The 21,648-nt window shown below is 71.6% G+C and carries 20 protein-coding genes; 13 read left to right on the top strand and 7 right to left on the bottom strand.

The window, feature by feature from the left end:
- Nucleotides 1–16: 16 nt before the first annotated feature.
- Together HFP15_RS08215 and HFP15_RS08210 are read right to left on the bottom strand one after the other, a co-directional pair.
- Nucleotides 17–193: a hypothetical protein gene (locus HFP15_RS08215; protein ID WP_168513126.1), complete on the bottom strand. Its 177-nt coding sequence runs from the start codon at nucleotides 191–193 to the stop codon at nucleotides 17–19.
- The gene (locus HFP15_RS08210) at nucleotides 190–783 is read right to left on the bottom strand and encodes a M15 family metallopeptidase (protein ID WP_168513124.1); all 594 of its coding nucleotides are present in this window, start codon (nucleotides 781–783) and stop codon (nucleotides 190–192) included. The genes HFP15_RS08215 and HFP15_RS08210 overlap by 4 nt, the downstream gene beginning before the upstream one ends.
- A gap of 88 nt (nucleotides 784–871) precedes the next feature.
- Between HFP15_RS08210 and vanR-Sc the strand changes: the two genes are divergently transcribed.
- Both vanR-Sc and HFP15_RS08200 read left to right on the top strand, forming a co-directional pair.
- Complete coding sequence (gene vanR-Sc / locus HFP15_RS08205; RefSeq protein WP_168513122.1) at nucleotides 872–1,543, top strand: VanSc-type vancomycin resistance response regulator transcription factor VanR; 672 nt, start codon at nucleotides 872–874, stop codon at nucleotides 1,541–1,543.
- A gap of 11 nt (nucleotides 1,544–1,554) precedes the next feature.
- The gene (locus HFP15_RS08200) at nucleotides 1,555–2,643 is read left to right on the top strand and encodes a sensor histidine kinase (RefSeq protein WP_168513120.1); all 1,089 of its coding nucleotides are present in this window, start codon (nucleotides 1,555–1,557) and stop codon (nucleotides 2,641–2,643) included.
- A gap of 23 nt (nucleotides 2,644–2,666) precedes the next feature.
- On the opposite strand, the gene HFP15_RS08195 is transcribed toward HFP15_RS08200, so the two are convergent.
- The 5 genes from HFP15_RS08195 to HFP15_RS08175 all read right to left on the bottom strand — a co-directional run bounded on the left by HFP15_RS08195 (nucleotide 2,667) and on the right by HFP15_RS08175 (nucleotide 11,510).
- Entirely contained in the window at nucleotides 2,667–4,217 is a 1,551-nt protein-coding gene (locus HFP15_RS08195) for a N,N-dimethylformamidase beta subunit family domain-containing protein (protein ID WP_168513118.1), read from the bottom strand.
- 81 nt (nucleotides 4,218–4,298) lie between these two features.
- A complete protein-coding gene (locus HFP15_RS08190; protein WP_168513115.1) occupies nucleotides 4,299–6,638 on the bottom strand; it encodes a hypothetical protein in 2,340 nt (779 codons plus the stop codon).
- A 13-nt stretch (nucleotides 6,639–6,651) separates the two neighbouring features.
- Nucleotides 6,652–8,616, bottom strand: a complete 1,965-nt coding sequence (locus tag HFP15_RS08185) for a hypothetical protein (protein ID WP_168513113.1) — start codon at nucleotides 8,614–8,616, stop codon at nucleotides 6,652–6,654.
- Nucleotides 8,616–8,816, bottom strand: a complete 201-nt coding sequence (locus tag HFP15_RS08180; RefSeq protein ID WP_168513111.1) for a hypothetical protein — start codon at nucleotides 8,814–8,816, stop codon at nucleotides 8,616–8,618. Before HFP15_RS08180 ends, HFP15_RS08185 begins: the two co-directional genes overlap by 1 nt.
- 78 nt (nucleotides 8,817–8,894) lie before the next feature.
- A complete protein-coding gene (locus HFP15_RS08175) occupies nucleotides 8,895–11,510 on the bottom strand; it encodes a helix-turn-helix transcriptional regulator (RefSeq protein ID WP_168513109.1) in 2,616 nt (871 codons plus the stop codon).
- 96 nt (nucleotides 11,511–11,606) lie between these two features.
- Between HFP15_RS08175 and HFP15_RS42615 the strand changes: the two genes are divergently transcribed.
- The 11 genes from HFP15_RS42615 to HFP15_RS08125 all read left to right on the top strand — a co-directional run bounded on the left by HFP15_RS42615 (nucleotide 11,607) and on the right by HFP15_RS08125 (nucleotide 21,613).
- Nucleotides 11,607–12,155: a DMT family transporter gene (locus HFP15_RS42615; RefSeq protein WP_246271496.1), complete on the top strand. Its 549-nt coding sequence runs from the start codon at nucleotides 11,607–11,609 to the stop codon at nucleotides 12,153–12,155.
- Entirely contained in the window at nucleotides 12,146–12,442 is a 297-nt protein-coding gene (locus HFP15_RS42610) for a DMT family protein (RefSeq protein ID WP_246271495.1), read from the top strand. Before HFP15_RS42615 ends, HFP15_RS42610 begins: the two co-directional genes overlap by 10 nt.
- A gap of 172 nt (nucleotides 12,443–12,614) precedes the next feature.
- A complete protein-coding gene (locus HFP15_RS08165; protein ID WP_168513107.1) occupies nucleotides 12,615–13,394 on the top strand; it encodes an IclR family transcriptional regulator in 780 nt (259 codons plus the stop codon).
- Complete coding sequence (locus HFP15_RS08160; RefSeq protein ID WP_210716838.1) at nucleotides 13,391–14,287, top strand: isocitrate lyase/PEP mutase family protein; 897 nt, start codon at nucleotides 13,391–13,393, stop codon at nucleotides 14,285–14,287. Before HFP15_RS08165 ends, HFP15_RS08160 begins: the two co-directional genes overlap by 4 nt.
- A complete protein-coding gene (locus HFP15_RS08155) occupies nucleotides 14,280–15,539 on the top strand; it encodes a 3-isopropylmalate dehydratase large subunit (RefSeq protein ID WP_168513105.1) in 1,260 nt (419 codons plus the stop codon). The genes HFP15_RS08160 and HFP15_RS08155 overlap by 8 nt, the downstream gene beginning before the upstream one ends.
- Nucleotides 15,536–16,051 (top strand): LeuD/DmdB family oxidoreductase small subunit, encoded by a 516-nt coding sequence (locus tag HFP15_RS08150; protein ID WP_168513103.1) that lies wholly within the window; start codon nucleotides 15,536–15,538, stop codon nucleotides 16,049–16,051. The genes HFP15_RS08155 and HFP15_RS08150 overlap by 4 nt, the downstream gene beginning before the upstream one ends.
- A gap of 2 nt (nucleotides 16,052–16,053) precedes the next feature.
- The gene (locus HFP15_RS08145; protein WP_312871511.1) at nucleotides 16,054–17,217 is read left to right on the top strand and encodes a 2-methylaconitate cis-trans isomerase PrpF family protein; all 1,164 of its coding nucleotides are present in this window, start codon (nucleotides 16,054–16,056) and stop codon (nucleotides 17,215–17,217) included.
- 40 nt (nucleotides 17,218–17,257) lie between these two features.
- Nucleotides 17,258–18,619 carry an MFS transporter gene (locus tag HFP15_RS08140; protein WP_246271494.1) on the top strand — a complete coding sequence of 454 codons (1,362 nt, stop codon included), beginning with the start codon at nucleotides 17,258–17,260 and terminating at the stop codon, nucleotides 18,617–18,619.
- Nucleotides 18,620–18,627: 8 nt separating this feature from the next.
- Entirely contained in the window at nucleotides 18,628–19,986 is a 1,359-nt protein-coding gene (locus HFP15_RS08135; protein ID WP_168513101.1) for an MmgE/PrpD family protein, read from the top strand.
- A gap of 84 nt (nucleotides 19,987–20,070) precedes the next feature.
- On the top strand, nucleotides 20,071–21,216 hold the full coding sequence (locus HFP15_RS08130; protein ID WP_168513099.1) for a cation:proton antiporter: 1,146 nt from the start codon (nucleotides 20,071–20,073) through the stop codon (nucleotides 21,214–21,216).
- A 19-nt stretch (nucleotides 21,217–21,235) separates the two neighbouring features.
- The gene (locus HFP15_RS08125; RefSeq protein WP_168513097.1) at nucleotides 21,236–21,613 is read left to right on the top strand and encodes a hypothetical protein; all 378 of its coding nucleotides are present in this window, start codon (nucleotides 21,236–21,238) and stop codon (nucleotides 21,611–21,613) included.
- Nucleotides 21,614–21,648 lie beyond the last annotated feature (35 nt).

The raw sequence follows: 21,648 nt of genomic DNA, 5'->3' as shown, positions 1-21,648 counted from the left end.
CAGCCGATCACGCGGCTCAGCCCGGCACCGTCGCCGCGACTTCCGAGCAGCCGAGCGCGTCGAACGTAGCCAGCGCAACCTTCCGATCCGGCCCGCCCCGGTGTCCACACCGGACGGATTGAGCCAGGCCAGAGTCCGCCGGCGGCAGCAGGACGACGGATCCGGGCCGGGAAACGCCGAGCGTGCCGGTCATCGCTTCATCCTCGGATCGTGCGTGGGGTCGCGGTACATGGGCGGGCAGCCGTGTTCGACGGCTTCGGGGCGCAGTTCGTAGTGCCAGGGTTCGTTGCGGTAGATCTGGCACAGCCCGTACCTGGCGCCGTGCTCGGAGAGCCACGCCGCGGCTTCCGGCGGCCCGACGTCGATCGCGTGCCCGCTCACGTGGGCGGATCGGTCGGCGGCGGCCACCCATCTGGCGGCCTTCTTCTGCGAGCCGTACTTCAAGACCGCCTCGTGGCGCAGCTGTTCCTGGTAACGGGGGGAGCGCCAGCCGCTGTTGACGAAGAACTTCACCCCGGCTTCGGCGGCATCGGCCGCGGCCTGGCGAAGGGCGCCGCGCAGGGCGGGGTCGAGGTTGGCCACGGCCGGAACGTCGTCGTCGAACACCGTCACCCCGTCGGGCACGACACCGTCTTCCGCACCGAGGGCACGCAGGGCGGCCGAGGACGCCCGTAGCTGGTCGAGGCGCACACCGATCAGCGCCGAGCTGACGACTTCGAGGACACCGATGATGCTCGATCGGATACGGCGGGCCGCCGTTCGTGCTGGTTCGCTGTAGGTCATGGCCTCAGTCAAGGCAGCGGGGCGTTGCCGGCGCGTATCCGGTTTTCGATATGCCGACGATATGCTCCGGTCTCGTAGCATCGGTGCCATGCGTGTGTTGATCGTCGAGGACGAGCCCTACCTGGCGGAAGCAGTCCGTGACGGGCTGCGCCTGGAAGCGATCGCCGCCGACATCGCCGGTGACGGCGACACCGCGCTGGAACTGCTGAGCATCAACACCTACGACATCGCCGTGCTCGACCGCGACATCCCGGGCCCCTCGGGCGACGAGATCGCGAAACGCATCGTCGCCTCGGGCAGCGGTATGCCCATTCTCATGCTCACCGCCGCCGACCGGCTCGACGACAAGGCCTCCGGGTTCGAACTCGGCGCCGACGACTACCTCACGAAGCCCTTCGAACTCCGGGAGCTCGTGCTGCGCCTGCGGGCGCTGGACCGCAGGCGCGCCCACAGCAGGCCACCCGTGCGCGAGATCGCGGGCCTGCGCGTGGACCCGTTCCGCCGCGAGGTCTACCGCGACGACCGCTACATCGCGCTGACCCGCAAGCAGTTCGCCGTCCTGGAAGTCCTGGTCGCCGCCGAAGGCGGGGTGGTCAGCGCCGAAGAACTGCTGGAGCGGGCGTGGGACGAGAACGCCGACCCGTTCACCAACGCCGTGCGCATCACGGTCTCGGCGCTGCGCAAACGCCTTGGCGAACCCTGGATCATCGCCACCGTGCCCGGCGTCGGTTACCGCATCGACGCGGCAACCGACGCGTGAGGGAGCAGACCGTGGACCGGCCACCCGGGTTGAGCGTTCGCCTCAAACTCACCCTCAGCTATGCCGCGGTCGTCATGCTCACCGGTGCGTTGCTGTTCGCGGTCGTGTGGGTGTTCCTGCTGCGTTATGTGCCCGACCGCGCCGTCATGACCCCCGGCCCGTTCGTTCCCAACCGGTCCGACCTGCTGCGCGCGTTCGCGCCGCGGGCCGCCGAAGCCATGGCGTTCCTGCTGGTGTTCGGCTTCGTGGGTGGATGGCTTCTCGCCGGCCGCATGCTCGCCCCGCTGACGCGCGTCACCGACGCCACCCGGATGGCCGCGAACGGCTCCCTTTCGCACCGGATCCAGCTGCCGGGCCCCAAGGACGAGTTCCGCGAACTCGCCGACGCCTTCGACACCATGCTCGCGCGGCTGGAAGCACACGTCGCCGAACAGCAGCGGTTCGCGGCCAACGCCTCCCACGAGCTGCGCACCCCGCTGGCGATCACGCAGACACTGCTCGACGTGGCGCGCAACGACCAGACCCGCGACACCGGCGAACTCGTCGAGCGCCTGCGGGTCGTCAACAGCCGGGCGATCGAGCTGACCGAGGCGCTGCTCCTGCTCAGCCGCGCCGACCGGCGGTCGTTCACGCGGGAGCACGTGGACTTGTCCCTCATCGCGGAAGAGGTCGTCGAAACGCTGCTGCCCCTGGCGGAAAAGCGCGGTCTCACCATCGGCGCGTCCGGCGAGGTGGCGCCGACGATCGGCTCACACGCGCTGCTGGCGCAGATGACGACGAACCTGGTGCACAACGGGATCGTCCACAACGTGGGCGAACACGGCGTGGTGTGGGTGACGACCGGCGTCGATCCCGAGGCCGCGGTGCTCATCGTCGAAAACAGCGGGGAAATGCTTGGCCCGCAACTGGTTTCCACGCTCGTCGAGCCGTTTCAGCGCGGCACCGAACGTATCCGCGGCCATCACGCGGGCGTCGGACTCGGCCTGGCCATCGTCAAGAGCATCGCCCAGGCACACGACGGGACGCTCACCCTCACCCCGCGTCCCGCCGGCGGCCTGCGCGTCACGGTGCGGCTACCGAAAGGACCCGCACGAGCGTGATCCTGACCGCGGCGGTGTGCGGGTCAGCGGGCCGCCGAGTCGTCCGGCGGAATCGTCGGGGCGGGGTTCGGTGTCGCGCCCGGGACGCCGAGTGCCGCGAGGTTGTCCCGCGCGGGATGTTGCCTGCCCGCGGGGCCGTCCGCGTAGGCCCGCAGCAGCCGCAGGGTGATGGCGGTGATCGCCTGATGGGCGGTCTGGTCGTCGTGGTCGGCCGCGCAGGTGGTGCCGAGCGCGCAGATCCAGTACTGCGTCCCGGCCGCGAACACGGCGGCACCGCTGGGCGTGGTGTAGTAGCTGGTGTCGGCGAAGTCCGGGTGCCCGCCGCAGGTCAGCGGTGAGTGGAAGAGCACTTCGATGGGCCGCGGCGTCGGCACCGACAGATCGACGCGTTCGTACTCGTTGCCCACCAGGCCGGGCAGGGTCTGTCCATTGCGGACGATCCCGCTGAGCAGCCAGTTGGTGTCCTCGGCCGTGCGCAGGTCCGCGTGAACCGGATTGCAGTGGTAGAAATCGCCGAGCAGCACGCTTTCCGGCCGCCGAAACGGTGGCGACCGCCATTCCGGTGTCGCTTCCAGCGGGTCGCTCACGTGGGCCGGGTCCTGGTCGAAGGACTTGTAGTCGACCTCCAGCCGGTCCGGGCCCAGCGGCGTGGGCTGGAAGCGGATGTGCCGGTAGATCTCGTTGCCGCCGAGGAAGGCGAGGTTGACGCCCTGGTCCCGGGCCGCGGTGGCGTGCTGGCGCATGGCGGTGGACCAGTACTCGTCGTGGCCGAGCGTCACCACGGCGGCGGCGCCGTCGGTCAGGTGCGGGTCGGCGTGCAGGTCGGCGTCGGTCGCGTAGCCCAGCGGCAGCCCCGACCGCTCGGCGAAGGTCAGGAAGGGCAGTTCGAAGAACAGGAAATCGCCCGCCCCCTGCATGTCCTTGGCCTGGTAGGGGCGATCGAACGACACCGCGCGCGACCGTTCCGCCTTACGTCCCGACGGTGAGTCGTAGAGGCTGTAGCCGCCCCAGCTGTTGTACGCCTGCCACGTCGTGACCGCGTTGACGACGATGATCTTGCCCCGGTTGTCGGGGGAGCGCACGGTCAGCGGCACGAACTGCTGGGCACCGTTGTCGCCGTCCAGCCGGAACAGGTAGTCGCCGGGGCGCCAGCCCGCCGTCGGCACGTCGAGCGATGGCTGCCACGGCGCGACCACGGTGCTGGTGGGCGGTTGCACCACGGCCGCGGCCTGGCGGTGACCCGGCTGCGGCGCGGACTGCCACACCTGGTCGGCGTCGGAGCCGCGGTAGCCGCCCATCCGGTACGCGGTCACGGTGTAGTGCGCCGCCGTGGTGCTCACGAACAGGCGCACCTGCTCGCCGGGCAGCGCCGAAACGTGGTCGGCGTAGCCCTCGATGGCGTGGTCCGGCCCGGGGTGCGCCAGGCCCCAGCCCGGCGTTCCCTCCGGCACCGGCGCGGCCGCCGACCCCGGTGCGATGGCCGGCGGGGGAGCGGCCGGCGCGCCCGGGACGGTCGTGCAGCCTGCGGACAGCAGCAGGACCGCACCGAGCACGACAGCAGATCTTCGACGCATGCGCGCAGTCTCGCCCACCGCCCGCCCGGAGTCCACGATCGCCGGGGTACGTCACCGATATCCGTGAGCCCGGGGCCGGGTTCAGGAACGGACTTCGATCAGCGGGAACGCCGGCCAGCCAGTCGCCGCGACCGGCTGGTCGTCGTAGGTGAACTGGCCCACGGCGGTGCACCCCGGGTGGCACGACACGTCGGCGGGCTCGGTCAGCCGGGCGCCCGCCGGTTCGGCAAGCGGGTCGAGTGACCACGCCGCCCCGTCCCAGTGCTCGCCGATGGGGTGGACACCGCTGTCGGCGCCGGTTCCGCCGTAGGAGAACCCCACGGCCTCGCAGTCGGAGCCCGAGGAGCACGAGACTCCGGACAGATTCTCCAAGGCGTCGTAGAGGCCGGGCGGGTTCGGGATCGCGACGGTGGTCCAGGCGTGCCCGTCCCAGTGCTCGGCCAGTGCGGGGTTCGGGTAAGGACGGTCGAACGTGCTGAAGCTGCCCACGGCCCAGCAGTCGGCCGCCGCGGGACACGAAACGCTGCTGAACCCGGCCGAAAGCGACGAGGGGGACGCCGCGGGTGGCGCCGCCGGATCGATCACCCAGGCTGCTCCGTCCCAATGCTCGGCCAGTGCGTAGCTGCGGGTGCCGAATCCGGTCTGGGCGGCCGCGAGGTAGGAGCCGACGGCGACGCAGGAATCGAGGGCAGGGCAGGAGACCCGCCGGAGCACGTCATCGGAGCTGGCGGGCGCGTTGGGCGTTGCTTGAATGCTCCAGGCACCACCGTCCCAGCGCTCGGCCAGGGTGGTGGTTCCGTCGCCGCCCGTCTTCGAACCGACGGCCGTGCACGACGAACTCGACTGGCACGACACGCCCGTGAAGGCCGCCAGGAGCGAACCAGCCGGATCGGCGGGGAACTCCGGAATCCAGTGCTGCCCGTCCCACCGCTGCGCCAGCGGGACCCGCATGCCGTGGCCGGTGTCGTACGACCCCACCGCCAGGCACATGTCCATGCCCGGACAGGAAACCCCGTCGAGAACCACGCCGGAGCCACCCGGCGGTGGCGGCACGGGCTCCAGCCGCCAGCCGCTGCCGTCGAACCATTCGCTCAGCGCGTCCTGCTCACCGGCCGAGGCCGAGTAGGGCCCGGGCGCACGCTCGGCCGACCGGGTGGTGCCGACGGCCATGCAGGCCGTCGCGGCAGGGCAGGACACGCCGTGCAGCTCCGCCACCTGGCTGCCGGACCGGTCCGGGGTGAGGGTCGTGCGCCAGGCCTGGCCGTCCCACTGATCGGCAAGCGTGACCGGTACGCCCGTGGTGCGGGCGGTGGAACCGGCCGCGATGCAGCCGCCCGCGCTCGGGCAGCTGACGCCGGTCAATGCCGCGTTCGCGGTGCTGTCCGGGGACGGGGTGGGTTGCACGGTCCAGGACGTCCCGTCCCACCCCTCGGCGAGCGTGCGATGGCTGTGGTCGGCCGGACCGTAGGAACCGACGGCGACGCAGGTGGAGGCCGCCGGACAGGCGATGCCGGACAACGTGCTGCCGTAGAAGGCGTCCGTGGGGTTCGCGGCACGCAGGTCGGTCCAGCCCGTCCCGTCCCAGCGTTCGGCCAGCGCGGTGGCTCCCGCGACGCCGGAGCGCTTGCTCGCCGAGTTGCCGACGGCCAGACACGAGGTCGCGGCCGCGCAGGTGATGGCGGCGAGCCCGCTCATGTCGGCCCCCGGTGGCGCGGCGGCGAGGTCCACCGTCCAGCTCGTGCCGTCCCAGTGCTCGGCGAACGCGGCGCTCGCCGCGGTGCCGACCGCCGTGCAGGCGGTGGGCGTGGCGCAGGAGACACCCGTGAGCCCGGCGGTGGCGGCCCCGGGCGGCGCGGCGGGAGTGGCGGCCGACCAGGTGGTCCCGTCCCAGTTTTCGGCCAGTGGCCGGACGGTTCCGTCCGTGGCGGTGGCGCTGCCGACCGCGGTACACGATGTGGGGCCGCCGCAGGACACCGAGACCAGCGAGTCGCTCTCGCCCGGCAGGTCGGGCACCTGCTGCACCGACCACCCCTGCCCGTCCCATTCCTCGGCGAGCGCGCGCCGGGCACCCCCGCTGCCGGCGTAATCGCCGACGGCCAGGCACCGGCCGGACGACAGGCAGGTGACGCCGGCGAGTTCGACGCTGGGCGCCCCGGCGGGGCGCACCGGGTCGGCGACGGTCCACCGGTTGCCGTCCCAGGTCATCGCCAGGGCGCGCACCGTCGAATCGGTCGCGGCCCATTCGCCGACGGCCAGGCAGACCCCGGCTTGCCCGCAGGACACCGCCGCCAGCGTGCCCTGGTCCGTCGCCGGAACCGGCGCCGGCGCGCTCGACCATCCGGCCGCCCCCTCGGCGGCCGCTGATCCCGGCCACGCCAGCGCCAGCACGATGGCCATCGCCAAGCTTGTCCGCTTCGTCATCGCTTCCTCCCCGTCATGCCGCTGGTGCCAGCGGATCGACGAACGGGAACGCACGGCCCCGCGCGTTCTGGTCCGCTCGCGGCGCCTCGGGTTCGACCGGGACACCGGCGCGCGCCGCCGCCTCCAGCACCGTCCGGTACGCGCTGTTCGCTTTGCTCACCGACGAGCCGTAGTTCATCGCCTGGTAGTCCTCGAGCGCCGCGGTCGCGGTGTCGTCCGCGGCCGTGACCAGATCGGCGACCTCACTCGCTCGCGGCCCGGCGTCGATGCGGGCGAGCACCGCGTTGGCCTCGTTGACGAACGCGGCGGTGAGGGTGCGGTCGAGCGTGTCGTGGTCGAACTGGCCGAAATCCTTGTCCAGTGCCAGATAACTCATCGGCGAGGCCACCTCGTCCCCGGCGAAGGCGAAGTAGAAAGGCCCGGTCGGGCTGAAGTCCACACCGGACTGCGCGTCGTAGCCGTCGTGCGGATGCGGCAACCCGAGATGGTGGCCCGTCTCGTGTTCCAGCCCGTAACTGGCGCCCACACCGCGTTCGGGATCGTCGCGCACCGCGGGCCAGTTCGCGTCGAACACGTAGGTCTGCCGCCCGCTCCGCCAGTCGTCGTCGGCGAAGCCGGCCAGAATCCCGCCCGCCGGGGTGACCGGGGCGAGGCTGTCGGGAACGTCGTAGAACAGGACCGGTAGGTGGTATCCGGGCTGCCCGGTCAGGAGCTGATTGGTGTGGTCGAGGTAGAAGAAGTACAGGTCTTCGAACGCCGTGCCGTACGGCGAGCGGTTGCCGTAACAGGACTGGCCCGCGCCGGAGGGATCGCGCACCGAGCTGAGGAAGCATTGGTAGGCGGCGCCGCCGGGCCCGGAAAACGGCTGCGGGACGGTGCCGATCGTCATCGTGTTGTAGGGCTCCAGCGTGGCTAGCCGGTCGCGGACCCAGTCCGGTCGCATCAGCGACGCCGGGGCGGGGGCCGGATCTGCCCGGAAGGTGTTGACGTCGACGGCGATCGTGGACGGCAGCGCGGGTGGCGACAGGGCGGGGTCGTAGAGCGGGGAGGCCGCGAACAGTTCGTCCGTGGCGACATAGCGGGTGAGTTTCGCGAGGTCGTCGGTGAGGGAGCTGAACGGCCGGTAACCGCGGGTGCTGCCGTACTCCCACACCGGCGGGATCCGGTAGTCGGGCACCCCGTCGCCGTTGAGATCGGCGTCGTCGACGTTCCAGCTGCCGGTCTTGTTCTCCGGTCCGGCGGAGAGGTCGGAGAACCAGATCCGGCGCACCGCTCCGGTACCCTCTTCCGGATCGGTCGCGGCGGTGCCGCCCCAGCCGGTGAGCTTGAACCGGTCGCCGAGCAGGCCCGCGTCGACTCCCGTGTCGGGGTCGGTTTCCGCGGCGTCGGTGTAGACGTGGAACCGGAAGTCGGGTCGTCCGTACCAGTCGAGCAAGAACACGGTGTCCCGGCTGGGATCGATGCCCAGCATCGATTCGGCGTGGTCGCCCAGCCAGCGCTCGGCCGAGGCGGCGTCGATCCACGCGTTGCCGGTGATCGTCGCCGAGCGGGACCGCTGGGCGTTGTACTGGCGCTCGTACTGGGTGAGCGGGTGCGCGATCGCGATCGAGGACAGGTAGGCGAAGAGCTGGTCGTCGAAGGCCTGCGGCGCGAACACCGGATGGTAGGCAAGCGTGAAGTCGACGTGGGTCGGCTGGACGATGCCGTAGTTGGCCTCGGCCGCACGCACGACGGACCGGGAGGCCGAGGGCAGCTGGCCGGCGAACCTGGTGAGGTCGACCTGTCCCGCCGCGCTGCCCGCGGGGAAGCCGACGAAGACGACGTTGATGTCCAGCTTCTGCTGGAACTCACGGACGGCACCCGGTTGCAGGGTGTGCAGGACGGGATCGGCGTGCGCGGCGGGCGCGGCGACCGCCGCGGTCGCGAACAGGATGGCCGTCGCGAGCAGGCGTGGCAGCCGGCGCCGGTGCGCGCGCATCACAGCCCGTCCTGCTCTTCGTGCGCCGCGGCTTCGGCCCGGCGCAGCTTCGCCGCCGCGACTTCCAGCAGGGGCCCGACGGCTTCGGTGTCGATGCCGAGGCATTCGGCGACCAGTTCGGTGTCGGCCCCGAGAGCCCGCAGCCGCAGCGCGAGCGCGTGCGCGCGGGGCAGCTGGTCGAACATCGCGGACTCGGTCACGCCGCTGACGCTAGGAACACTGGGCCCGAGGCCCCTCAGTACCGGGCTACTGAATTTCCGGCCGCCGCGTGCCGGTGGTCACCGAAGTCCCAGCACGGTGGTGAGTTCGCCGCGGCCGCGCACCCCGAGCTTGCCGTAGGCGGCATAGAGGTGGCTTTCCACGGTGCGGACCGAAAGGTTGAGCCTTTCGGCGATGCGCACGTTGCTCAGTCCGCGCGCCGCGAACGTGGCGACCTCGCGTTCGCGGCGGGTCAGCTGCGCGAGCGAGAGCGGTTCGGTGCCGGTCTCGGACCGCAGTTCGGTGCCGGCGAGGTAGCCGGAACGGGCCGCGGCCGCCGTGGCGGCACGGGCAGGCAGGCCCTGAGCCGCCCACCCGGCCGCGGCGGCGGCCGCGCATCCGGCCGCCGCGACACGCAGGCCGAGGCCGGCGAGACTGCGGGCCGCGGCTTCGAGCGCGCCCGGGTCCCCGCGTCTGAGGCCCCGGGCGTAGGCGGCGATCGCCGCCGGGCCGGGTCCCTCGGCCGCCGCCGCGAGCGCCTCGGCCTGTTCACACACCTCGCGCGCACCCGTTGTCATGGCGTCGAGCAGGGCGAACAGCGCGAACGCCGGCTGGCCGCGGTCCTGCTGGAGTGTGGCCGCCTCGACGAGCCCGGTGATGCCGCGGGTCGTGTCTCCGGTCGCGATCGACACCTGCGCGCGGGCACGCCGGGCATCGCCGTCGAAGGCGGCCAGACCCGTTGACCGGCACGCGGCCGCCTCCGCGGCCTCGGCCGTGGCGACGTCGAGCTGTCCCAGCGCGGCGTGTGCTTCGGCGGCCAGCGACAGGGCCCACGGCAGGCAGGCATTGGGGTCGGTGTGCCGCAGCACGACGGCGGCGTCGGCGAGATGCGCCGCCGCTGTCGCGGGCCTGCCCTGCCTGAGCAGCGCCATGCCGAGTTTCACGCGCGCGTAGGCGAGATCGCCTTCGCCGAGTAGCGGCACCGATTCGGGCGCGAGCCGTTCCGCGAGCAACGCGGCGGCCTCGTCGACCCGGCCGGACATGATCAGCGCGTTGGTCTGCATCTGCCACACCAGCCCGCTCGCGCGCGGCGCCGCGGACGCGAGCCGGTCCGCGACCCCGGCGAGATCCAGGCACAGGGCCAGTACTTCCTCCGCGTGGCCCGCCATCACCAGCGCCGCCCCCGCACCGGGCAGCGCGCGGATCCGCACGGTGTCCGGCACGTCCTTGGCCAGCAGCGGAGCGCCGATCACCGCTGCCTCGGGAAACCGCCCCGCGTAGGTCAGCAGCAGCGTGAGCTCGCCGCGAGCGGCCTGCTGCCCCGTGCGGTCGTCCCCGGGCTCCGCTTCGGCCTGTTCGAGGATCGCCCGCGCCCGGGGCAGCCCGCTGGTGTGGAAGGCGGCCCATGCGCGCTCGCGCGCCAGTGTCTGGCGTGCGCCCGCGTCAGGCTCGGTGCCCGGCAGCGGGTCGAGCACGGCCAGCGCCTCGCGGAACCGGCCGAGGTCACCGAGTGCGCCGCCCAGCACAAGGGCGGCCTCGAACGACGGTCCGGCGGTCAGCGAGGCGCGGGCGAGCCGTTCGGCCAGTTGCGGATCGAACGCGTTCCTGGCCTGTGTCGCCGCTTCCGCGAGCAGCGGCGCGTCCATCTCCGCGCCGGAGTCGAGTTGCCACACCGCCATCCGGAGCACGTCGTTCCGGCCGCGGGTGCCGACGTCGCGCAGGGCACCCGCCAGCTCACCACGCAACTTCCGCCGCAGCAGCGCGGGCATTCCCGCGCGTATCACTTCGGCGAAAAGCGGGTGCGCCAGCCGGATGTCGGCTCGCGGCGGCACCTCCTCGACACTGATCAGCCCTGCCCGCTCTGCTTCGACGAGGTCGGCGTCCGGTACGAGCCGGCCGAGGACCTCCAGTCCCAGTGGTTCGCCGACCGCGAGCACTTCCGCCAGGCGCCGGCGCGGGCCCTGCAGCCTGCCGATCCGGTCGGCAACGAGTTCGGTGAGCCGTGGGCCGAGCCCGCCGCCCGGCTGCCACACCCATCTTTCCGCGATCCGCCGCAGGCGGCCGGCCTCCCTGGCATCGGCCAGCAGTTCGCGCAGGAACAGCACGTTGCCCGCGGTCTGCGACCACAACGCGTGCAACGTCGCGGGATGCACCTCGCCGCCCAGCGCGGCCGCGGCCAGGGTGCCGGCGTCGGTGGCTCCCAGCGGGTGCAGTTCCAGCCGGGGGATCAGCCCGTCCTTGTACAGAGCCACGACCGGCGACGGTGGTTGTTCACCGGTGCGGACGGTCAGCAGTACCGCCGCGGCTGCGGAGCTGGCGGCGTGGTGGACGAACCCCGCGGACAGCTCGTCGAGCAGGTGCGCGTCGTCGACGACGAGGAGGCTGGGGCGTCCCGCGGCTTTGGCGGTCAGGAGTTCGGTGAGCCGGGACAGCAACCCGGTGCGGCCCTCGCGCACCGGGTCGCCGTCCATCAGCCCGAGCGCGGCCACGCCACCGAGTGGCAGCGCGCCGGAAGCCGCTGTGAGCGAGGCCCAGCTGACGTGCCAGCCCGGCAGTTCGGACACCACGGCGCGGGCCAGCCTCGTCTTGCCGATGCCCGCCGCGCCGCCGAGCACGGCACCGCCGCGCTCCCGCACCGCGGTCAGCAGGTACCCGAGTTCCTCGGTCCGGCCGATGAGGGGCAACTCGTCCATCATGGACGAATCATCGCCGATCGGTCCGGCCGGGAGAAGTTCCGCCGGAGGGGGAGCGAACCGCGTTTGCCGGGCCTGCCGCGGGGAAGTCCGACGCACGTGCGCTCTCCTCATCTGGCCGGGGTCGGGGACTTCACCACCGGTACCGCACTCGCGCTGACGGCGGCGGTGCTGTTCGCCGTCGGGTCGGTCCTGCAGCACCAGGCCCTCTCGGGCGGTTCGAACCGGGGCGTCGAGCTGCGCGCGCTGGTGCGGCGACCGGTCTGGCTCGCCGGGCAGGCCACGACGGCGTCGGGGAGTCTGCTGCAGGTGGCGGCGCCGGCCCTGGCGCCGGTGTCGATCGTGCAGCCGCTGCTCGCGGGTGCGCTGGTCATCGCGCTGGGCATCCGCGCCGTGCGGTCGCGGTGTCTGCCCGGCGCCGGTGAAGTGCTCGGCGCGATATGCACCGTGGGCGGGCTGACCGTGTTCCTCGCCGCCGCGCGGCACGAACACGCGGTGGTGCGGTGGGCGCGATGGTCTGCGGGGTGTGCGGCGGTATCGCGGCGGGCTGCGCGGCCGCGCTCATCTCGGCGGCGTTCAAACAGGCGGGACGCGCAGGCCACGGGGGCTTCTGGTTGCTCGTGGTCGCGGCTGCCGCCGTGGCCGTGACCGCGCAGATCGGCAGCCAGCAGGCGTACTCGCGTGGCGCGCTGGCCTGGTCGCTGCCGGCACTGACCGTGGTCGATCCGCTGGCCGCGATCCCCGCCGCGCGTCTGCTGCTCGGGGAGCGGCTCGAGCCGGGACACGCCGCCGTGTGGGCTCCGGCGGCGTTGATCGCCGTCGTGGGCGTCGTGCTGCTGGCTCGCACCGGATCGGGCTGCCGCCGCCCTGTGTTCACGCGACCCCCGCAAACGCGGGCGGCGACTGTCCACAAACAACACTCGGCGAACGGCTAGCGACCTCGCCGGCGGGGCATGTGCCGGTGTTGTCGCTGCGTACCGTGGCGCCCGTCCGGTAGCCGTGTGATCGACACTCCGCGTCCGCATTGACGGATCGTATCGCCCTGGGGCATAGTCGAGTCACAATGTGGCAATGAAAGCCACGATGCGGCAAAGGGAGATCGGTTCGATGACGGCACCAGATCAGCAGCCGGCCGACGGTGGGTCCGTCCAGGTCCTACGGAAGTCGGCCGCGATCCTCGACTGCTTCTCTGCGACGAACCCCCGGCTGCGGGCCGCGGAGATCGCGGCGGCCACCGGGATGCCGACCTCGACTGTCGCGCGGATCCTGCGGACGCTGGTCACGGAAAACCTGCTGCAGCGCCAAGGCGCGGTGTACAGCATTGGGCTGCGGGTGACGTCGTGGTCCGCGGCGGCCAACGCGGGGTCGGACCTGATCGCGACCGCGGGCCCGCTCATCGCGTTGTTGCGGGACCGGTGTGGCGAGAGCTGCGGGATCTACGTGCGCCAGGGCGCGAGCCGGGTTTCCGTGCTGCAGCAGGAATCCACGAAGTCGATCATCTACCGTGGCTACGTCGGGCAGGTCATGCCGCTGCACGCGGGCGCCGCGGGCAAGGTGTTCATGGCCTACGAGCCGGAGGCCCTGCAGGCCGCGCTCGACGAGGGGCTCACCGGCTTCACCGAGCACACCGTCATCGACCCGCACGTGCTCGACAAGCAGCTGGAAGTGGTGCGGGAGAACGGCTGGGCGTTCTCCGAAGAGGAGCGCGAACCGGGGCTGAACTCGCTGGCCGCGCCGGTCTACGGCCCGGGTAACGCGGTGATCGCGTCGGTGGCCGTCGGTGGTCCCTCGTTCCGTGTCACCAGGTCGGCCTCGGAGGCGATGGCTGAGCTGGTCACCGAATGCGCGGCGGCCATCTCGCGGGGACTGCTGGGCAGCGGCGAATGACCATGACGAAAGGGGAATCCGTGGTGAACGACGTGCGCGCCCGGCTGCGGGATCTGCTGGACGAACGGTCCGCGGTGCCCGCGCCCGGGGTGTTCGACGGACTGTCCGCTTCACTGACCGCGCGTGCCGGCTTCCGGGCGGCGTACCTGTCGGGCGCGGCGGTCGCGGCCGTCACGGGCCTGCCGGACATCGGGCTGGCGACCCAGACCGAAATGGTGCGACAACTCGACCTCGTCACCCGGGTGCTGGACGTGCCGGTGATCGCCGACGCGGACACCGGGTTCGGCGACGTCACACACACCTACCGGACCGTGCGGCTGTACGAGCGGGCGGGCGCGGCCGCGATCCAGCTGGAGGATCAGGAGTTTCCCAAGCGCTGCGGGCACCTGGACGAGAAACGAGTGGTGCCCGCCGAAGAGTTCGCCCGCAAGATCGAGGCGGCCGTCGCGGCGCGCCGCGATCCCGGCACCGTGCTGGTCGCCAGGACGGACTGCCGGGCCACCCACGGTTTCGACGAGGCCCTGCGCCGGGTCAACCTCTACGCCGAGGCGGGCGCGGACGTGGTGTTCCTCGAAGCCCCGCAAACCCTCGACGAGGTGCGCCGGATTCCCGCCGCCGTCAACGCACCCGCGCTGTTCAACCTCGTGCCGCGTGGGAAGACCCCGCACGCCGAACTCGCCGAACTGGCCGGACTGGGGTACGCCGTCGTGATCCTGCCGGGCGTGAACCTGGGCAGCGCCAGCGCCGCCATGCGGGAGGCGCTGGCTCGCGTGGCGCGCGGCGACGCCCGCACCGACGGCCAGGATTCGCCGCGCACCCAGTTCGAGGCGGTCGGTCTCGGGCTCTGGGAGAACGTGCGCGCCCGGTTCGACAAGGTGGCCGACCATGCCTGACACGCTCATCCAGAAGGTGCTGCGCCGGGCCTCGCAAGGCCCGGTCGAGATCGGCGACTTCGCGGTCTGCGAGGTCGACCTGACCGCGCTGATCGACATCCAGTTCCGGCACGATCGTATCGGTGACGTGGTTGCCGTGCCCGACCCCGACCGCATCGCGATCGTGTTCGACCACGCGGTGCCCGCCCCCTCCGTGGCAGACGCGGAATGTGGCACGAAGGCACGGGCTTTCGCCGCCGAACACGGGATCAGCAAGATGTTCGACGTCGGCCGCCACGGCATCGTGCACCAGGTGCTGGCCGAAAGCGGGCTCGCGCGGCCCGGAATGGTGATCGCCTGCACCGATTCGCACACCTGCGCGGCGGGTGCCGTGGGCGCCGCCGCTCGTGGGCTCGGCCCGGCGGAGGTGCTGCAGATCGTGTGCACCGGGCGGACCTGGTACCAGGTACCGCCTACGCTGCGTTACGTACTGACCGGGCGGAAACACCCGTGGGTCAACGGAAAGGACATCTTCCTGCACATCGCCGGAACCTACGGCGACGCCACCGGGCACGCGGTGGAGTTCGGCGGGCCCGGCCTCGCCGGAGTGGCGATGGCCGACCGCCGCACCATCGCCACACAGGGCGCGGAGATTGGCGCGGACTTCACGATCTTCCCCGCAGACCGGCAGTGCCTGGAACACGTCGCCGCTGCCGCGCCCGGTGCCGAGCTCACCGCCGTGCTGCCGGACGAGGGCGCGACCTACGCTGCCGTCCGCGAGGTGGACCTCGGTGTCGTGGCGCCCATGGTCGCGCTGCCGGGCACGGTGATCGACAACGCCGGGCCGGTCGGCGATGTCGCGGGAACCCGGATCGACCAGGCCTTCATCGGCTCGTGTGCCAACGGTCAGCTCGCCGATCTCGAGGTCGCGGCCCGGGTGCTCAAAGGCCGCCAGGTGGCGCCGTCGACGAGGCTGATCGTCACGCCGGCGAGTCAGGCGGTGTACCTCGAAGCCTCCCGCCGCGGCTACCTCGCCGACCTCGTGGAAGCGGGTGCGACGGTCACGAACCCGACCTGCGGCGCGTGTTTCGGCTACCACATGGGCACGCTGGCCGCGGGCGAGGTGTGCCTCACCGCGAGCACCCGCAACTTCCGCGGCCGTATGGGCAGCCCGGACGCCTCGGTTTACATGGCCTCGCCCGCCACCGTCGCGGCGTCGGCGATCCGCGGCGCGATCAGTGACGTGCGGGAACTCGAAGGAACGGGCGCATGACGGGGCGACTGCGGATCACGGGCCGCGCGTGGGTGCTCGGCGACGGTGTCAACACCGACGAGATGTATCCGGGTTTCGCGATGCGGCTGCCGGTCGCCGAGGCCGCGCGGCACATGTTCCGCGCCACCCGCCCCGGCTGGACCGAGTTGGTGCGGCCCGGCGACATCGTGGTCGGCGGCCGCAACTTCGGGCTCGGCTCCAGCAGGCCGGTGCCGTTGCTGTTCGCCGAACTCGGCGTCGCCGCGTTGGTCGCCGAGCAGTTCAACAGCCTGTTCTTCCGCAACTGCGTCAACTACGGCCTGCCCGCGGCCACCCTTGCCGGAGCCACGAACCTGATCTCCGAAGGTGATCTCCTCGATATCGACTTCGAGGCAGGCCGGCTCACCGCGTGCGGTGAAACCCGTCCGATCGCTCCGCTGCCCGGCTTTCTGCTCGAGGTGCTCAGGGCGGGCGGGCTCGTCCCACAACTCGAAACGGCGGGCCTGCTTCGCCGGATGTCCACAAAGGAGTAGCCGTGTCGGCACAGGAAACGATCCGCTGTGTCCTGATGCGCGGCGGCACGAGCAAGGGCCTTTACTTTCACGAGCGGGACCTGCCCGTGCCCGGGCGGAAGCGCGACGCGCTGATCAAGCGGCTCATGGGCACACCCGACGTGCTGCAGATCGACGGGCTCGGCGGCTCGCGCCCGATCACGTCGAAGGTCGCGATCGTGGCCCCGTCGGCCCGTGCGGACGCCGATGTGGACTACACGTTCGCCCAGGTCGAGGTCGACCGCGACGGGGTGGGGTACACCGGCAACTGCGGCAACATCTCCTCCGGTGTCGGTCCGTTCGCGATCGATGAAGGACTCGTGCCCGCCGTCGAGGGCACCACCCGCGTGCGGATCCACAACACCAACACCGGCAAGCTGCTCGTGGCCGATGTCCCGGTGGCGGACGGCAAGGCCATTGTGGACGGTGATTTCGTGTTGCCGGGTGTGCCGGGATCCGGGGCGGAGATCGTACTCGACTGGAGCGACACGATCGGCGCGAGAACCGGGAAGCTGCTGCCGACGGGAAATTCGGTTGACACGATTACGTTGGAGGACGGCAGGAGTGCGGAGGTCACCGTCTGCGACGCCGGGAACCCGACCGTCTGGGTGCGCGCCGCCGAGCTGTCCCGGACCGGCAGCGAGCTGAGCGAGGAGATCAACGGTGACACGGAACTGATCGCGACCGTCCGCGAGATCCGGGGCAAGGCCGCGGTGCTGGCCGGGCTGTGCACCGATTGGCGCGAGGTGGACCAGGACTCGCCCGGCGTACCGCTGGCCGGGCTCGTCGCGCCGCCCGAGGGCTACCACACGCTCAACGGCGCGCAGGTGGCCGAGACGGACATGGACCTCCGGGTCCGGCTGCTGTTTCTCAACCGTCTCCACGAGAGTATCGCCGGGACAGGATCGATCGGGCTCGCCGCGGCATCGCGCGTCCCCGGTTCCGTCGTGGCCTCGATCGCGCGCAACCGCCAGGAGGACACCCTCCTGATCGGGCATCCCTCCGGCGTCACGCCCGCCCGGGTGCGTGCCGTCCCGGCGAGCGAGCCGCCGTTTGTCCAGTTCGAACTGCTCGGGTTCAGCCGCACCGCCCGCCGCCTGATGGACGCGACCGCGTACTACCCGCACGACACGCTGGCTGGATTCTAGCGAAATTCTCCTTAACACCAAACGAAAAACGGGAGAGAGCATGGCAACGTCGCCGATGCTGGACGATTCCGCGCGCACGATTTCCGAAGTGGCCGCCAGGCTGGATCGCCTGCCGGTGGGGCCTTGGCACCGCCGGGTGGTCGCGCTGATGGGGATCGGCACGTACTTCAACTTCTTCGAAGTCGGGCTCGGCAGTCTGCTGGTCACCCTGGTACCCGCGGTCTGGGTGACCGCGACCCTCGCCAAGGCGCTGGTGATCGGCTCGGCCTTCGCCGGTGAGCTGCTGGGCGCCCTGTTCCTCGCGCCACTGTCGGACCGGTTCGGCCGGCGGAAGATGTTCCAGGTCAACCTGCTCGCCTATTCCGGACTGTCGGTGCTGTGCATCTTCGCGCCGGGGCTCGCGGTGTTCGTCGCGCTGCGGGTCCTGGTGGGCATCGGACTGGGCGCCGAGCTGGTACTGGTGGACACCTACCTGTCCGAACTGGTGCCCGCGCGCCGCCGGGGGCGGCTGCTCGGTGTGGCCTACTTCATCGGCTGGCTCGCGTTGCCCACTTCGGCGCTGCTGGCCGCGTTCCTGCCACACACGCTGCTCGGAATGCAGAGCTGGCGCTGGCTGCTGCTGTTCAGTGCGCTGGGAGCGCTGGTGGTGTGGTTCACCCGTCGCCGGATCACCGAGTCGCCGCGCTGGCTGGCCGCCCGCGGCAGCCGTGCCGAGGCGCTCGCCGCGGTGGCGAACATCGAAGCGACCGTTCCGGGAGATCTCCCGTCCATTGTGGAACACAAGATGGTGCCCACAGGCGAGGCGAGCCGCCCACGGCTGCTTCGGCGGCCCCTGCTCGGCCGGACGGTGCTGGCCTGTGTGATCTGGGCCTGCCAGACGATCGGCGTGCTCGGATTCTCCAGCATCGCCCCGCTCGTGCTGGTCCACAAGGGATTCAGCGTAGTGCATTCTCTCGCCTTCACGGCCGTGGGCGCATGCGGGTACCCTTTCGGCGCGGCGCTGACCGTCTGGATCATCGAACGCTTCCAGCGCAAATCCGTGCTCGTGGTCTCGTCGGTGCTGGTCGCGGTGAGCGGGGCGGTGTTCGGGCTGGCGAGCACGGGATGGCTGATCATGGTCGCGGGCCTGGCCTTGAACGTGTCCAACGTGGTGATGGGCAACGTCAGCCACTCCTACACACCGGAGCTGTTCCCGACCGCGGCGCGCACCACCGCGGCGGGGCGTACGTATTCCCTGTCCCGCCTGGTTTCCGCGGTGTTCCCGTTCGTCACCTTGCCGGTGCTCTATGCCGTCGGCGCCGGGCCCCTGTTCACCGTGTGCGCTGCGCTCATCCTGGTGATGAGCGTGTCCGTCGCCGTCTTCGGCCCGCGCACCAACTCCCGGCAACTCGACACGATCTAGGAGGATCCGTGACCACCGCCGTACTGGCGAAGTTCGCCGCGAACCTGACCCTCGAGGAACTGCCCGGCGAAGCAGGGAATCGGCTGCGGGACCTGTTCCTCGACTACATCGGAATCTCGGCGTTCGCTTCACTGCGCGCGGAAAGCACACCGGCGGTCCGTGCGGCGGTCACGGGGCTCGACGCCGCGGGTGGGCAGGGCACGGCGATCGGGGAGGCGCGTACCTACAGCTGGCCGTACGCGGCGCTGCTGAATGGCTGCTACGCGCATTCCCTGGATTTCGACGACACCAACCATCTCCAGTTCGGGCATCCGGGTGCCCCGGTCATCGCGGCGGCGCTCGCCGAGGCCGAGCGAACCGGCGCGGACGGCCGTGCCTTTCTCGAGGCGCTCGCCGCCGGATACGAGGTGAGCTGCCGGGTGGGGGCCGCGGTCGGACCGACCAGCTACGACCGCGGGTTCCACCTCACCGCCACGTCCGGGATCTTCGGGGCCGTCGCGGCCGTCGGCAGGCTCCGTCGTTTCGACGCGGGCACGATGGAGGACGCGTTCGGGCTGGCACTGAGCAAAGCGTCCGGGACCATGCAGTACCTGGCGAACGGTTCGTGGAACAAGCGGCTGCACCCTGGTTTCGCCGCGCATGACGCGCTGGTCTGCGCGGCATTAGCCGAATCGGGCGTGAGCGGGGCGGCGGCCGCGCTGGAAGGCCGGTACGGGCTGCTGACCGGATACAGCGACGATCCCCGTCCCGGCGCGCTCGCCGATGGGCTGGGCGAGAGCTGGCTGCTGCTCGAAACCGCCATCAAGCCGTATCCGTCGTGCCGCTTCACTCACGGGGCGATCGACGCGACGCTCGCGCTGCGGGCCGCGGTGCCCGCCGCCGACCGGGCGCGGGCGCGGCTCGAAGTGGCCCTGCCCGCCACGGCGATGAAGATCGTCGGCGAGCCGGTCCCGGCGAAACTCGAACCGCGGAGCTCGGTGGACGCCCAGTTCAGCGTGTACTTCCAGGTCGCGCTCGCGTGGCTCGACGGGCGAGTGGACTGGACGAGCTACGACCGCATCGGCGATCCCGACGTGGCGGCGATGCTGGCCCGGATCACCACCAAGGAGGACGGCCTGACCACGAACGGTTCGCGCGTCACGATCGAGGCCGGAGGCCGCCGCTGGACCGAAACCGTCGAGGTGCCGCTGGGCGAACCGGGCAACTGGGTCGGCGACGATGCGCTGCGCGGGAAGTTCCTCGCCCTCGCCGAACCGGTCTACGGCCCGGGCCACGCCCGCACGATCGCCGAGCGGGTGGCGAACCTCTCGCCGCGGACACCCATGGTGCCGTTGATCTCGTCGCTGCGCGGCGACCCCGCGCGATGAGCGGACGCCGCCGGCCCTCGCGCCTTGGCGGTTCCGGCGGGGCGCGGTCACAATACGGGTTGATCCCGTGGAGGGGGCGCGCCGATGGACCTGTTCGCGTTGGCGGTGGCGTTGCTGGCCGGTCTCGCCGGCCCGCTGCTGGCCGCGCCGCGGCGGCTGCGCGTGCCGATCGTCGTCGGCGAGATTCTGCTCGGCGTGCTCGTCGGGCGGACCGGGTTCGGCTGGGTGCATTCGGACAATCCGGTTCTGTCCTTTGTGGCCACCGCCGGGTTCGCCCTGGTGATGCTGGTCGCCGGCAGCCACGTTCCGTTGCGCCACGCGGCATTGCGGGTGGCGGCCGGGCGCGGGGCGCTGCTCGCCGTCGTGGTCGGCGTGCTTGCCGTGCCGGTGGGGCTCGGGGTCGCCGCGCTGGTGGGCACCGGGCACGGCCTGCTGTACGTGGTGCTGCTCGCATCCAGTTCGGCGGCCCTGGTCATGCCGGTGCTCGACGAGAAGCACCTGGACACCCCGCCCGCGATCGCGCTGATCGTGCAGGTGGCCATCGCCGACACGGTGTCGATCGTCGCCCTGCCGCTGGCCGAGGACCCCGCGCGCGCCGGGCGCGCGGCGCTGGGGGCGCTCGCCGTCATCGCGGCCGGCGGGGCGTGGTTCTTCGTGCTGCGCGAACTGCATGCACGAGGACTCGTCGACCGGGCGCACGACCTGAGCAAAACCCGGCATTTCGGCCTCGAGCTGCGGATCGCGCTGATCGTGCTGTTCGCCATCGCCGGACTGGCCCAGCTGGTCGGGGTGTCGGTGATGCTCGCGGGTTTCGTCGCCGGGCTCGCGCTGGCCGCCGTCGGCGAGCCCCGCAGGCTGGCCCGCCAGCTGTTCGCGGTGACCGACGGGTTCCTGGGCCCGGTGTTCTACGTGTGGCTGGGTGCCTCGCTGGACCTGCGCGCGGTGGGCGAGCACCCGGTCATGATCGCGCTGGCGGGGCTGCTGGCCGCGGGCACGGTCGCCGTGCACGCCGCCACCCGCGTGCTCGGCCAGCCGGTGCCGCTGGCCGTGCTCGCGGGCGCGCAGCTCGGCGTGCCCGTCGCGGCGGTCACCATCGGCAGCGGCGAGCATCTGCTGGCACCGGGGGAGGGCGGCGCCATTCTGGCCGCCGCGCTGATCAGCATCGGGGTGACCGCGCTGGCCGCCGCGGCGACGAGGAGACCGGAGCCCGAGGACCGGAGTAGCACGTGAACGAGACCGCGGAGGCGCGATGAAGGAGCACTGGAAGGACGAGCCGGACCAGCACGACTACCCGGCCGCCTACGACTACCTCACCCTGATCACCGGCGAGACGACCGCCGCCCGCCTCGTCGACGAGCTGAAACAGGCCGCGCTGACCCACCGCAAGGCCAAGGACATCCTGCGTGCGAGTCGTCTGGAGCTGCTCGGTCCGGACAACGTGCACGTCGCCAAGGATCTGCGCAAGGTCGGCGACGGCAAGGCGCTGTCGCCGGTGCTGCTCGTCCGCGGACACGGCCATCCCGGCCTCGAAACGGGCGAGGACCTCCTCATCGCCGACGGCTATCACCGCGTCTGCGCGTCCCACCACCTCGACGAGAACACCGACATCCCCTGCAAGCTCATCTGAGCGACGGCGATCTTCACCCGGTTGTCGGCATTTTC

Source organism: Amycolatopsis acididurans (genome assembly GCF_012328925.1).
Lineage (GTDB): Bacteria > Actinomycetota > Actinomycetes > Mycobacteriales > Pseudonocardiaceae > Amycolatopsis_E > Amycolatopsis_E acididurans.
The sequence above is the reverse complement of the archived record's forward strand: the minus strand, read 5'-3'. Positions and strand labels throughout refer to the sequence as shown.